At 76.9% G+C, this 14,487-nt stretch carries 5 protein-coding genes; all 5 read right to left on the reverse strand.

Annotated features, from left to right (window positions below; all coding sequences use genetic code 11):
* Positions 1 to 47: 47 nt before the first annotated feature.
* On the reverse strand, positions 48 to 2,066 hold the full coding sequence (locus tag ACZ7LK_RS26940; protein WP_471143856.1) for a hypothetical protein: 2,019 nt from the start codon (positions 2,064 to 2,066) through the stop codon (positions 48 to 50).
* Complete coding sequence (locus tag ACZ7LK_RS26945; protein WP_471143857.1) at positions 2,063 to 5,992, reverse strand: vWA domain-containing protein; 3,930 nt, start codon at positions 5,990 to 5,992, stop codon at positions 2,063 to 2,065. Before ACZ7LK_RS26945 ends, ACZ7LK_RS26940 begins: the two co-directional genes overlap by 4 nt.
* A complete protein-coding gene (locus ACZ7LK_RS26950) occupies positions 5,989 to 7,164 on the reverse strand; it encodes an ATP-binding protein (protein WP_469465005.1) in 1,176 nt (391 codons plus the stop codon). Before ACZ7LK_RS26950 ends, ACZ7LK_RS26945 begins: the two co-directional genes overlap by 4 nt.
* Positions 7,165 to 7,695: 531 nt before the next feature.
* A complete protein-coding gene (locus tag ACZ7LK_RS26955; protein ID WP_471143858.1) occupies positions 7,696 to 12,738 on the reverse strand; it encodes a DNA-binding protein in 5,043 nt (1,680 codons plus the stop codon).
* On the reverse strand, positions 12,735 to 13,601 hold the full coding sequence (locus ACZ7LK_RS26960) for a DUF4132 domain-containing protein (RefSeq protein ID WP_392277216.1): 867 nt from the start codon (positions 13,599 to 13,601) through the stop codon (positions 12,735 to 12,737). The genes ACZ7LK_RS26955 and ACZ7LK_RS26960 overlap by 4 nt, the downstream gene beginning before the upstream one ends.
* Positions 13,602 to 14,487 lie beyond the last annotated feature (886 nt).

Below are 14,487 nucleotides of genomic sequence, written 5' to 3' on the forward strand. Positions count from 1 at the left end.
GGGGCCTGGGGCACGCGCTGCGCCGGGCGAGACGTCGCGGACACGACCTAGTGCCTCGCCCAGGACGCGGCGACCAGGGAACGCTCCGCCGCCGCCAGGTGGGTGGCCACGGCCAGCCAGGCACGGGCGTAGGCGTCGGTGCCCGGGTCGGTGAGGCGGCCGAAGGCGTCACGGGTCCGCCGGCCCGCCTCGGCGACCAGCGCGCCGGCCCGTTCGGCGGCGGCGGTCAGCCCGGCGCGGCGCAGCGGCACCAGGCTGCCGGCCACCGCACCGTCGCGGGCCGCTTCGGCGACCGCCCGCCGGCCGCCCGACAGTCCCGTCTCCAGCAGCCCGCGCATCCGCCACAGGGGTGAGTCGGCGAGCGGATCGGGGACCGGGCCGGCGGGTCCCGCCGGGTCGTCGGCCGGCCGGCGGTCCCCGGTCGGCAGGTGGACGCCCTGGAGCCGGTCGTAGCCGAGGTCCGCCCGGCCGAGCCACTCCTCCGGCAGGCGCAGCGTGTACTCCGCGCCGGGCACCGGGCCCACCGCCAGCGCGCGCAGCGTCGCCGCGCGGGACAGGTCCGGGCGGCCCAGCACCCGCAACCGCAGCCCGGGGCACGTACGGAGCCGGCGCAGGTTCTCCGTGTGGGCCAGCTCGGGGTGCGGGTGGCCGGGGAGCAGCCGCAGCAGCGGGGCGCCGGACCGTACCGCACCGTCCTCGGCCAGTTCTCGGACCAGCAGGTGGTCGCCCACGGCGGCCACCACGGCGACGTCGCAGCCGAGCAGCGCCTCGGGGGCGCCGTCGGGGTCCGCCGTCCGGGCCGCGACGACCTGGGCCGCGGGGTGGGCGAAGAGGGCCGCCGCGGGCTCCTCCGTCCACGGAACGCCCCGCAGCGGGGTGGCCTTGACCCCCCGCCCGCTGCCCAGCCGGCCGTCCGGTGAGACGGTGGCGCCCACCACCAGCAGGCCACCGCGGGCCAGTCCGGCGTGGTCGAGCGTGGCGCCGCCGAGCGCGACCGAGGCGGAACCGGCGCCGCGCGCCCGGGCCAGGCCGCCCGGCCGGACGTCGGACACCTGGAGCGGGGTGCCGTCCGGGGTGATCAGGTGGGTCACCACGCCCCCGTACCCGGTGGCGGAGAGCACGGGCTCCCGGCACAGGCCGTACGTGCGGAGGCTGCCGCCCTCGCGGTAGGCGCGCCGGGTGGTTCCGGTGAGGGCCGGGCCGCCGGTGCCGGCCGCGACCGACCCGGTGACGTGGAGCAGTTCGCGGAAGGACTCCGTGAGGGCGGACAGCCGCAGGGCGGCGCGGCGGTCCCGGGTGTTGCGCAGACCCCGCACCACCCGGAGGGCGGCGGCCTCCGCGCGGGGAAGCCCGGCGAGCCGCGCACCGTGCGCGGCCCGCAGCAACTCGGCCTGGACCACCGCTCCGGCGGCCGGCACCCCGCCGGCGAGCGCTCCGGCGGCCGCCTGCCACAGGGCGCTCGCCGCCCGCACCTGCGCGGCGGTCGGGGGCGCGGCGGGGACGGTCGCGGCGGTCGGGGGCGGGCCGGGGGCGGCCGCCGCGCCGGATGCCGTGCCCCGCGCCGGACCGGGATCCGGGTCGTCGTTCACGGCGGCGGCTTCGGTGCCGGGGCCCGTGCCGGGTCCGGGGCGGGGCGTCGCGTCGGCGCCCTGGGCGGGGTCCTGGTCCGGCCTCTGGTCCTGGTCCTGGTCCTGGTCCTGGTCGGGGCCGTCCTCCCCGTGCGGTTCGGCGGGCGGCAGGTCCTCGGGGCCGGCGAGCGGGGCGGCGCCGAGCACCGCGGCGCGGTGCAGGCAGCGGGGCGCCAGCAGGCAGGTGCACACGACCTGTTCGGCGCGCGTCACGACACCCGGCGGGCCGGGGTTCACCGTGACCTCGGCGTCCTCGCCGAAGCGGACCGTGAGGGTGCCGTCCGCGCCCGGCCGGGCCAGCTCGCCGCAGCTCTCGACGGCCGCGTCGAGCTTCTTGCGGAGCCGGCCGGTGAGCCCCTCGACGGCTTCCGCGAGGACCTCGGGAGCCACGGGCGGGAACGGCCCGGTGGCGGGGTCGAAGGTGCGGTCGGTGCTCAACGGGCTTCTCCACGGAGGCGGTCGCCCACCCAGCGGGCGAGGGCGAGGGGACTGAGGGCGGCCACCGGCATCCCGGCCGCGACGAGCTGCTTGGCCACGGGGACCGAATAGCGCGGGGTGCCCGTGTCGTCGAGGGCGGCACACCCGAGCAGGTGGGCGCCGGAGCCGGCCAGCGCGCGCACCTCGGCGAGCAGCCCGCCGAGCGGGGCACCCTCCTCGAAGTCGCTGACCACGACGACCAGGGTGCGGCTGGGCACCGTGATGAGCGTGCGGGCGTGCGCCAGGGCGGCCGCGATGTGGGTGCCGCCGCCGACGCGTACGTCGAGCAGCAGCGAGAGCGGGTCGTCGACCCGGTCGGTGAGGTCCACCACCTCGGTGGAGAAGGCGAGGAAGTGGGTGGACAGGGTCGGCACACCGCCCAGCACGGCGGCCGTCAGCGCGGACCACACGACCGAGGCCTCCATCGAACCGGAGACGTCGACCACGAGGACCAGCCGCCAGTCGGCCGCACGGCTCACCCGGGTGCTGAACACGGGCCGTTCGGGGACGACGACCGGGGTGCCGTCCTCCCGCAGCCGGGTGTGGGCCAGGTTGGCCCGTACGGTACGCGGCAGGTCCAGCCGCCCGCCGGGGCGGCGGGTCGGGCGGGGCGTGCTCAGTCCGGAGAGCGCCGGGCGCAACCGGGTCGCCAGCTCCCGCGACAGCTCCTCGACCAGCCGCTTCACCAGCGGGCGCAGACGCTGGAGTCGGCTTTCGGGCAGGCCGCCGGCGAGGGAGAGCACCGAGGTCAGCAGTTCCACGGACGGGCGCACGGAGGCAGGGTCCAGTTGGGTGAGCACATCGGTGCGGCCGGCGTCCGCCGCCTCGGCGAACACCTCCTCGCGGACGTCGGCACCGAACAGCGCCTCCAGTTCCTCGGACCATTCGCGGGCCGTGGGGAAGGAAGCCTCCAGCCCGCCACCACCACCGCCGGTGCCGATCTCGTCCGCGCCCTCGCCGCGCCCCGCGCCGTACAGCTCGTCGAGGGCGCGCGCGTAGCGGCAGGCGTCGGCCGGCAGCCGGTCGTGCTGCCGCCCGAGCAGCAGCCGCCAGCGGTCGGCCGGGGTGATCCGCCGCACGGCGGCGGCGGGTGCGGAGTCCTTCTCCGCCGGCGCGGTGCCACCGTCCTGATCGGTGCGTCGTACGGAGTCCGCTTCCCCGGCCGCGTCGGTCCCCGCCGGGGCCGTCGGGCGCAGGCCGGCCGGCAGTGCGGCCACGGCGGTCGCCCCCGCCGCGTCGGCGGCCGCCCACAGGGCGAGGAGGGCCGGCGGGGCGTCCAGCGACAGGTCGACGCGGTCACCGAGGCGGGCGGTGACCGTGTGCAGCAGACGGTCGCGCGCGGCCGGGCCGAGCGAGTCGAACCCCCCGCGCAGCGCCGGCAGCCGGTCCAGGAACTCCCCGTCGGGCAGGCCGTCCACCCGGTCCAGCAGGGGGTCCAGGGCGGCGGAGGACGACTCGATCAGCGGTCCGGCGGCGGACAGGAGCCCGCGCAGCCGCCGGATGAGCCGGCGCCTGCCGTCCGCGTCGGTGGCGGTGTCGAGCCATCCCGCGGCACGCCGGCCCAGTTCGGCGGCCCGGTCGAGGTCGAGCAGTACCCGTACCGCCAGCGCCGCCGCCTGCATCAGCGGCGAGCCGGTGGCGGCCAGCTCGCGCAGCGCCTCGTCCAGGCGGAGGCCGAGGAAGCGGCCCGCCGCCCGGTCCGCCAGCGCCACCAGGGCGGCCGCGTCGGCGTCGTCGTCGCTTCCGGCGAGGCCCGGCAGTGCGCCGACGGCGGATTCGAGCAGTTCGGCGGCGAGTGCCGACGCGGTGGCCCGGCTCTCGGGCCGCGTGCCGGGCAGGTGCCCGCGGTGCAGCGCCTCCAGCAGGTCGACGGCTTCGAGGAGTTCGGGCAGGGTCGCCAGGGCGGGCAGGACGGCGGCGGCCTCGACGAGCCGGTCGTCGACCAGTTCGGGCAGGTCGCAGCGGGCCGCCGCGGTCAGCCCGGTGAGGATCTGGGCGCAGGTCGCCCCGCCCCCGGCGGCCTCGCGGCGGGCGGTCTCCCGCAGGGTGCCGGCCGCGGCCATGGCCGCCGTCACCCCCCGTACGCCGGCCAGGTCGAGACGGGCCGGCACGGCGGGCGTCCAGGACAGCCGCCACCGGGTGCCCAGCGCGGTGCCGTCGCCGGTCGCCGCCACCGTGAGGGGTGTGCCGTAGCCCGCACCGCACGTGGCGAGACGCTGGAGCAGGATTTCGCGGCGGCCGTCGAGTGCGGAGCGCAGGGGGTCGAGGCGGACCTCCCGGGGGTCGGGGTTCTCGGGGCACGGCAGGCGCAGCCGCGCCAGCTCGGCCTCGACACTCGGGCCGAGGCCGGACCGGGGGGTGCGCGGGGAGAGCACCCCGCGCCCGGTGCCGACGAGCACCGTCTCCAGCGCGGCGGCCAGGGCCCGGCCCCGGCCCAGCGGTTCGCCGTGACCGAGCACGGTGGTGACGGCCTCGAGGAGCTCGCCCCGGCCGGGCGCGGGCAGCCCGCGCAGCCGGGCGAGGTCGCAGGCGAGGCGCAGGGTCTCGGCGGCCTCGCCGGTTCCGGCGGTGTGCCCGGCGGCGCGCAGCTCACGGCACACGTCGGTGACGGCACGCGCGACCGCGGCGTGCAGCCGGCCGGGATCACCCCCGGCCCGCAGGACGGCCTGCTGCCACAACGGGTCCCGGATGCCGGCGGGGTAGCCGGAGCGGGAGTCGAGCAGGTCGTACGAGTACGGAACCAGCGAGGTGACCGCACCGTCGCCCGACGGCGGGGTGGCGGGGAGGCCGGCGGCGGGGGCGGCGGGCGGGGCGGTGAGGGAGCCGGTGCGTGGGGCGGTGACGGGGGCGGCCGGCGGAGTCGGGCCGTCGTCCGGGTCGGTGACCGAGCCGTCGGAGCGCGAGGCGGTCGCCGGGTCGCCGCCGAGGACGGCGGGCGCGTCGGCGGGCCGGGCGGCGATCGGGCCACTGCCCGGGTCGGTGACCGGTGCGTCTCCCGGGGCGGGGGCGGTGAGCCGGGCGGTCTCCCGGTCGGCGACAGGGCCGCCGCCAGGGGCCGTGACCGGGCCGTCGCCCGGGTCGGTGACCCGGCTCGGCGGGGACGGGGCGTCCGTATCCGCCGGCACGGGCACCGGGGTGCCGGACAGGGCGGGGGCGTGGAAGGCGCCGATGACGGCGGCGACCGTGCCGCCCCCGGCCGCGGCCTCGGCGACGACCCGGCGCATGTGCGCCTCACGGGCGAGGTCGGTGGCCGGTACCCCACCCTGGGCGGCCGCGTCCTGGCGGAGCGCCCAGCCGACGCCGAGGGCGGCCCGGCGGACCGCCTCGGGCGAGCAGCCCGGGGCCAGCACCTCGACGGCGCGGTCCCACAGGTCGTCACCGTCGCGGCCCGTACCGGCCGCGGTCAGGGCGTCGGCGTAGGAGGGCGGGGCGGTGGTTCCCCCGTCCTCCGCGGTGCCGGGTTCCGGGCCCGCGTCCGGGCCGGGGCCCTCGGGCGTACCGTCCCAGCCGCGGTCCGCCAGCGGCAGGTCGCAGCACAGCACGCGGGCGCCGCGCTCGCGGGCCCAGCGCAGGGCGGCGAGCTCCGGCGAGAAGTCCGCGAACGGGTAGAACGCGAGGCGGCCGTCCGCTCCGGCCCCGGCCAGCGCGACCGGGGCCCGGGTCTCGGGGTCCGCCAGATGGGGCAGCCAGTCCTGGAAGTCGGCGGGGAGCTCGACGCACACGACGTCGGCCCCCGAGGCGTCCAGCAGGTCCGGAACCACCGCCGCCAGAGCGGGACTGTGGTGGCGTACGCCGACGAGGAACGGCGTACGGGTCGCGGCGAGCGCCTCCACGGCGGCGCGCGGACCGGGATGCGAGGGCTGGGGCAAGGGCTCGGTCTGGGTCACCGGAGGCTCCCGCGCAGGTCCCAGAGCCGGCGCCACATGGCGGAGCCCTCCTCGGCCCGCCGGCGGACCGGTCCGTCCCAGTAGCCCAGCAGCCGGCCGTGGTCGGCGGGGTCGTCCTTGCGGACCACGCCGAGGAGGTGGCCGGGGAGCAGGTCCAGTACGTCCCCGCCGGGGAGGTAGGCGGCGGCGACGCCCAGCGAGGCGGCGACCTGCACCGCCTCGGCGGTGGACATCACCGTGCCGGGCCGCTCGACGTCCCAGCCTTCGGCGGAACGGCCGGTGCGCAGGTCGCGGAAGACGGTGACGAGGGCGTCCAGCACGGCGTCGTCCACCCCGAAGGCGGCTCCCGCGCGCTCCACCGCACCGACCGCCTGACGGCGTATCAGGTCCGTCTCCGTGTCGGCGTCGGCGATGGGGTGGACGGTCTCGAAGTTGAAGCGGCGCTTGAGGGCGGCGGACATCTCGGAGACGCCGCGGTCCCGGAGGTTGGCGGTGGCGATGACGGTGAAACCGGGGGCGGCGCTGATCTGCGCCTCCTCGGCCGCTCCGAGCTCGGGGACGCTGACGCGGCGGTCGGACAGGAGGGAGACCAGGGCGTCCTGCACCTCGGGCAGGCAGCGGGTGATCTCCTCGATCCTCGCCACCCGGCCGGTGCGCATGGCGGTGAGGACGGGCGAGTCCACGAGCGCCTGGGAGGTGGGGCCCTGGGCGAGCAGCAGGGCGTAGTTCCAGCCGTAGCGGAAGGCGTCCTCGGTGGTGCCGGCGGTGCCCTGGACGGTCAGCGCGCTGGTGCCGCACACGGCGGCGGACAGGAGTTCGGACAGCAGCGACTTGGCGGTACCGGGCTCGCCGACGAGCAGGAGACCGCGTTCACCCGCGAGGGTGACCACGCAGCGTTCGACCAGGGCGCGTTCGCCCACGAACTTGGGGCCGATGGCCATCCGGGCGGGGAGCCCGGCGGCCGGTGCGGGGAGGGTGAGTTCCTCGCCGTCGCTGCCGCAGACGAAGGTGACCACGGCGCGCGGGGTCAGGGCCCAGCCGGGCGGGCGGGGGCCGGTGTCCTGGGCGGCGAGGAAGGCGAGTTCGGCGGCGTACCGCTCCTCGGCGGGGAGCACCTGGCGGGCGGGGGGTGCCGCTGCCGGGGCGGGGGCGGGCTGTTCGGTGGTGGTCATCGGGCTTCCTCTGCGTCGCGGTGTCGGTGGTGCGTGACGTCGTGGTGGTGTCGGTGTCGGTGTCGGTGTGGTTGGGGCGTCGGTGCCGGTGGTGCGTTGGCCCCGGTGGTGAGTGGGCGTCGGTGGTGAGTTGGTGCGTTGGTGGCAGTGATGCGGTGGTGGCAGTGGTGCGGTGGTGCCAGTGATGCGGTGGTGCGCTGGTGCGGTGGTGCGGTGGTGCGGTGGTGCCAGTGATGCGGTGGTGCGCTGGTGCGGTGGTGCGGTGGTGCCAGTGGTGCGCTGGTGCGCTGGTGCCAGTGATGCGGTGGTGCGTTGGTGCCGGTGATGCGTTGGTGCCGGTGTCGAGGGGCGCGGGCCGGACGGGTCCCCCGGGCACACCGGCGGCGGTGTGCCCGGGCGGCCCGTCGTGCGCACGCGCCGGAACGCGTGCCCGGCGTACGCGACGGCCGGGCTCGACCCGCCGGTCGGGGCGGACCCCGGCCGGCGGGTCGTGACGACGGTGTCGGACGTGCCCGGCCGCTACGGGCGCGGTCAGCGCCGGCGGGCGCGGCGCTTGACCTTCAGTTCCGCGAAGCGCGGCGTGTCGCCCTCGCGGACCCGCTGCCAGGCCCTGCCGTAGAGCTCGGCCGGGGGCTCCGTCGGTGCCAGGGTGCCGAGCACCGGGTCGCGGTCGGCCAGCAGGTCGAACAGCGGTGCCTTCCACTCCTCCAGCGGCACCGTCGGCGCGGACGTCTCGATCCAGCCGCCGGGCAGGAACAGGCCGCGTCCGGCGCGGGTCCGGGTGGCCGTCACCACCAGGCCGGTGGCGCCGAGTTCCGCTCGGGCGGCCTTCAGCCGGGCCGGCTTCCAGCCGGTCCAGCGGGCGGTGTTGCGGTCGGTCGGGTCGGGCATGGCCAGCAGCATCAGGTACAGGGCGGCGGCGTCCGCGCCCAGCCCGTACGTGGCCGCCGCCTCGGTCACCAGCTCGGGCACCGAACGGGTCGGGTCCTGCGGCCACCACGTGCCGTCGGCGTCGGCCGCTCCCCCGGCCGGGGCGCCCGGGTCGGCGAGCAGGGCGGCGAAGCGGGGGTCGGCGACGATCCGCAGGGCCACTTCGACGGGCAGCAGCCGCTGGTCGGTGGGGCGCAGCAGCGGCAGGTACGGGTCACGCCCGGCCGAGTCCAGCAGGGCCGGGACGACCGCCGGCATGGGCTGGTCGTCGTGCGTGGCCATGATCACGGCACCGTACTGTTCGAAGTGCTCGGTGGTACGGGTCGGGGTGCCCGCCGCCTTGCGGAACCGGGGCAGGTTGGCGTACCCGCAGAAGGTCAGCATGAGCTCGGGCGCGGCGAGCCGCCGGCGGACGGCCGTGAGAGCCGGGGGCAGCAGGGCGCGGAGCGGGTCGCCGGCGGGGAGCCGGTGTGCCAGCCAGGCCGCCATGGCGACCGCGCCGGTGAGGACGTCCGCCGAGAACGTGTCGCCGGAGCCGCCCGGGCCCACCGGTTCGCGGGGCGCGATGCGGTCCCCCTTGACCGTCCAGGGCACGTCGGTGCTCAACGCGGGGCTGGCGTCGGGGTCGAGGACCGCCGGCAGCGCGCGCAGCGTGGGCCAGGAGCCGCGGACCGCCTTGTGGGCCTCGGTGACCAGCCACTCCGGGACGGGCCTGCGGCGGCCGACGTGCCGGTTCCACACCTCGGCGGCGGCGGCCACGTCCGGCCCTTCCGTCCACAGCCGGACCGGGTCGGCCGGCAGCAGGGCCGTGACCAGCGACCGGCGCACCTCGGCGGTGAGGGCCTTGAGCTCCTCCCGGGCCACGGCCGCCTCGGCCACCTTCACGGCGAGGGTGGCTCGCTGGCCGGCGGTCAGGAAGCTGCGCTCGTAGGTGTCCACGCCGGGCAGGCCGGCGACCACGAGCCGGGCCAGGGTGTCGCCCACTCCGGTCAGCCGGGCGAACTCGGCGGCGGCCCCGGGCAGCCAGGGCGCGGCCCCGCGCTCGGTGGCGGCGGCCAGGAAGCGGGTGAGCCAGCCGGTCTCTCGGCCGGGGTCGCCCAGCGGGGTCGCCCGGCGGAAGGTATACGGCTCGGGCAGGGTGAACCGGCCCGTGGGGTCGTACTGGACCGCCCCGAGTTCGTAGCCGTCGTTCGCCTGGACGCAGGTCCCGTCGGTGGCGAGGAAGGCGCCGCCGCCGAGGGGGAGGACGGCGCTGTGGTAGGCGTTGTACGCGGTGCCGTCGGGCCGGCGGAGGTCCTGCTGGGTCAGGTGGACGACGACGCGGCGCCAGCGGCCGTTCGACGCGGAGGCCAGGCCGAGTGCGTCGACCCTGGTCAGCAGGGTCAGCAGGGCCGCGCGCTGCTCCTCGTCGGTGGTCGCGGAGGCGGCGCGGTGGGCGAGGGCGGCGGGGTGCTCCAGCAGCGGGGTCCAGTTCAGGGCGGTGTGGGGCAGGGCGGGCTGCTCGGTGTGCAGCCGGCCGGGTGCGGTCGTCGCCTCGGTGTCGGCGGCCGCGGCGGCGAAGGCGCACAGCGCCTGGAAGACGCCGTCGTCCTCGGTGCCGCACCAGCCGTAGCGGACCGAACCGGTGAGGCCGTCCAGGGCCCGGTCCAGCAGGCCGTCCGCGGGGCCCTTCGGGAGCTTCGCGCCGGTGTCGCCGCGGACCGCGGCCGTGAGGCGTGCGGTGAGCTCCTCCAGGGTGGACCGCTGGGCGAGGGCGAAGCCGAGCGCGTTCACGACGCCCTGGACCAGGGCCGGGTCGGTGACCTGGGGCAGTGCGGCGCGGACGAGGGCGGGCAGGTCCTCGCGGTCGGTGGCGTCGGCGGCCGAGGCGAGCAGGGCGGCGGCGGTGTCCCGGTCGGCCGCCCGGAGGGCCAGCGAGCCCTGGTGGTCGCGGGGGCGCAGGCAGTACCAGTGGTCGGCGGGCGGCAGGACGGGCTCGGGGCCGGGTGCGACGGCGTGCCCGGTGCGGCAGCGGCACTCGGCGGTGACCGCGCCGTCCGGGTCGGTGAGCCGGAACTGCTGCCAGTTGACCGAGAGGGCGCGGGGCCGGTCGTCGCCGGGGAAGGTGACCGCGGCGAGCGGGCGTTCGCCGCCGCGGGGCACGGTGACGCTGCGTCCGGCGGTGTCGGTGGCGTGCCAGCCCTGGCCGGGCATGTCGACGACCCGCCAGCCGAGCAGGCCGTCGGCGGGTGCGCCGAGCACGGAGTCCGCCACGGTGGGCGCGGGGCGCAGCCAGCTTGCGTCGGCGAGCAGGGTGCTGCCGTGGGGGTGGCCCCGCAGGGCGTCGGTGAGGAAGGCGGGCAGGGAGCGCCGGCCGGTGGTGCCGTCGGACGGGTCGTACTCGACCCAGCCTGCCGGGGGCCGTTCGCCGTCCCCGCCGGACCGCCGCGGGCCGTCGTGGTCGGCCCGGCCGCTCGCGGCGGCGGCCTCCTCGGCCGTCTGCCAGGTCCAGTGGGACCTGCCGTCGGAGATGATCTGCCGTTCCTCGGGCAGCCGGGTGTCGCCCCGGTGCAGGACGCCGGAGCCGGTGGCGAGGCCGCCGTCGGGCAGCGGCAGGCCGATGAGCTGGAGGCCGAGCCGCCAGGGGTTGCCGCCGGTGTCCAGGGTGAAGACCCGGTCGGGCGCGGTGTGCCAGTAGGCCTGGGGCTCCCCGCCGCCGTACCAGGCGCGCCAGGAGACGAGCAGCGCCCCGTCGACGTACTGGAAGCCGGTGGCGCGCTGGTCGTTGCCGGGGATGCGCAGGTCGTGGACGAGCACGGTGGAGTGGGCGTCGATCACCCGGACCTGCCGCTGGTTGGCCACGATGAGGTGGGGCCAGGCGCTGACGACGGTGAGGTTCCGGCCGTTCCCCCGGGGGTCGAGCTCGGCGAGGGCCTCCTCCCAGGCGGGCCAGGCCAGTTCCTCGAAGAGGCCGCCGCGCAGGGTGCGGGACAGCAGGGCGCCGACGTCGGTGGCGCCCACGGCGGCCACGTCCTCCGCGGCGAGGACGAGGGCCTCGGAGGGCAGCCAGGTCAGCCGCCCGACGGCCTGCGGGAAGCCGGGCAGACCGGTGGTGGCGGTGGCCCGCGCCACGTCGCGGACCCAGGCGGCGAGGATCGGCCGGCCGCCGGGCGACCCGGCCATGCGGCGCATCACGGTCCTGCCGTCCTCGGTGTCGCCGCAGTTGGACAGGGCGCGGGTGAAGGCGGACCGGAAGCGTTCGTCGGCGGCGAGTCCCAGCAGGTCGCGGCGTTCGTCGGCGAGAGCCCAGTCCTCCAGGTCGAGTGCGTGGTGCTCCTCGGGGGCGGCGACGGTCAGGTCCAGGCAGAGCAGCAGGTCGAGCAGGTCGACGTCCTGGACGCCGATGCGCAGGCCGGTCTCGCGGCCGGGCCTGGCCAGTTCGGTGCGGAGCTGTCCGGCGGAGCGCTCCACGAGGTCGAGCAGGAGCGGCAGCGTGGGGCGGCGGCCCCAGCCGGTGTGCCGGGCGGTGTGGAAGCGCTCCAGCCAGCCGGCGGTGCCGTCGGCGCTGCGCTCCTCGGCGGGGACCGTCGACCGGTGGAGGCCGGCGGTGGCGCCGGACTCCTCGAGGATCTCCAGCCACATGAGGGTGACTTCGCCGCCGTTATGGTCCTCGCACTGCGGCATCATGTTCAGCAGGGTGCCGCGCACGGCGGGCTCGCGGCGGGCGAGGGCGACCAGGGCGGCCCGGTGGGCCTTCCACCAGCCGGCGGCGGCGCGCTGGGTGGCGGGCAGCGGCAGCAGTTCGGCGAGGTAGTCCTGTTCGGCCCGCGCGGGGTCGAGGCCGGCGGCGCGGGCGAGCCGGCGCAGGGCGACGGCGACCTGGGCGGAGGGCACCATGCCGCCCGCGGTGCGGCGTACGCACAGCCGGCGGAACCGCTCGTACGCCTGGGGGGCGGGTACGCGCGCCTCCAGTTCCTTGGCGTAGGAGGTGAGGACCCGTACGGGCAGGGCGCCGGCCAGGGCGAACTCCAGGAAGACGGCGTCGAGCCGGTCCTCGTCCACGGGCAGGCCGTGGTTGGCCTCGCTCTTGCGGGCGCGGGTGAACAACTGCGCGGCGTAGGTGGGGTTCTCCACCGACAGGAAGATGCGGGCGGCCTCTTCGTGGAAGACGGGCAGGAAGTGCGGGAGGGAGGCGGACAGCCGGCCGGCCAGCTCCTGGCAGGCTTCCAGGGCGGCCTTGGGCTTGGTCCTCGCCTGGCGGGTGACGCGCTCCAGTTCGGGTACGAGCGCCAGGGCGTGGTGGCCGTCCTCCGGGTGGTGGACGAGCACCCATTCGGGGAAGCCGAGGGCCTGGCGCCGGCCGAGGCCGACGACGGCCGGCTCGCCGTCCGGTACGAGTCCCAGGAAGCCGGCGGCGAGGTCTTCGGCGGCGCCGAGTTCGGCCGGGGCGAGGCGGACGACGACGCGGTCCTCGGGGAGGCCCGGGTGGCGGTAGGCGCGGGCGGTGAGTTCCACCGCGCCGGGTCCGGCGTCCTCGGTGCCGGCGGGCAGGACCGCGCCGGCGTCCAGCAGCAGTGCGGCCTCGCTCGTGGTCGCCGTGCCGGCCGTCGTGGTGGTGGCCGTGTCGGTCGCCGTGCTGGTCGTGGTGGTCGTGGTGGTGCTCATGCGTTCCCGCCCTCTTCGATCGTGCGGCCGGCGTACAGCGCGGCGGCCATCCGCATCCCCTCGGACCAGGCGACCGGTCCGACCTCCCGCAGCCGGACCGCCCGGCCGTCGTCGTCCTGCCAGGTCAGGGCCCCGGTGGCGGAGTCACCGTCCCAGTAGGGCTCCCCGATCCACACGGCCGCCTCCAGACCGCGGCCGCCGTCGCGCACGGGGCAGGTGGCGTAGCCGCCGGATATCCGGTAGCCGAGGGCGGTCGCGCGGGCCGCCAGACGGAACCGGTTGGGGTAGGAGCCGCCGGCGTACTCCTTGACCTCGGTGGCGGTGGCCCCCAGGTCCCCGGGCTTGTGCCAGGTGGCGCGGTGGATCTGCTCGACGCGCTGCACGATGCCCAGTTCGGCCGCGAACTCGCGGACGTCGTCCAGGTCGGGCAGCAGCACCGGGTGGGGCAGGGTCACCGTACGGGCGGACAGGCGGACGGTCTCGCCGTCGAGGTTGACCACCCGCAGTTCCCCGGAGTCGGTGGCGCCGCGCAGGAAGCCCGGCTCGTCCGGGTCGTCGCCGACCACCACGACGTCGCGGAGGGCGCCCTGCCAGGCCTCGTCCGGCCAGACCCGGGCGAGCAGAGCGGTGGGGACGGGCAGGGAGGAGACCATCCATGCGTCCACCTGTGCCACGCACGCGGCATCGTGCCGTTCCAGCCATTCCGCGAGACGGCGCAACCGGTCCACGTGGGGGTGGTCGCGCAGGGCCTTGGGGAGCGTCTTCAACTGCCGTCCCGCTGCCCGGCCGGTTACGGCGCGTGCCGTCACCCGACCCTCCATCAGGGCGATTTCATACCCTTCGCCCACTGCTTGCCAGCCCATTGCTCGCTGCCCCCTCGCCGTGTCCGGTCGGATCGCGCGCAGCGTTCACCAGGGGGCCGAATCCCCCTGAGCTGCGGTATGAGCGGGACACTAGCGGGCCCCACTGACAACGCGACGGGCGGCCGGAGATGAGGCGTACTCAGCCCCGCCCGAGCGGGTCGGCGTCACGCAGTGTGCCCGTCCGGTCCGGAGTCGGGACGCGGGTGCTCCGGCGCCGCCGTCCACGGTCGGCCGAGCCGACCGGAGAGGGCCGGCGCCCTGGCCCGGACCGCTCGGAACCCGTGGCGTCCACCGAACGATTCACGCCACCGCGCGGTTTCTCATCGGGGTGACATCGACCGGTGGCGCCGGATGATAACCCGCCGGAGAAACACCGAACATGATGTGTACCCGCCCACATTTTTCCTTCACATCCCCGTCGTCGCGGGGCGCCGCCCGGGGGTGGGCGACCCGCCGGCACCGCCACGACCCAGGCGCCATGGGGGTCGTTGGGGGGTGGGGACGGAGCCATGACCGCCCGCGCCTCCCACCGGCCCTCCGCGCGGAATAAGAGATTCCGATCTACTGGCGAGTTCCTATCAGTCTTCACAAGCCGCCTTTCGGTCAAAGATTGGCGTCAAGTCACGTGATAGCTCGGCAAAGTGGCGGCTCAACGGGCAGGAGCAGTCAATTCCACTTTGACGGTCCTTTTTCGATCTTCCAGACTGCGCCTCCGACCACCCCGCACACCGGTGACCGGCCGCGGGGACCTAGCAGGGGGAAGCGCAAGCAGAATGAAGAAGATCGACTCCAACTCCGCCCGGGTGCGGAGAGCTGTTACGCGCGGGTTTGTGACTGTGACCGCGGTCGCTTCCGTCACGGCTGTGGCCGCGCCGCAGGCTGCCAT

This window comes from Streptomyces sp. NPDC039423 (assembly GCF_055598725.1).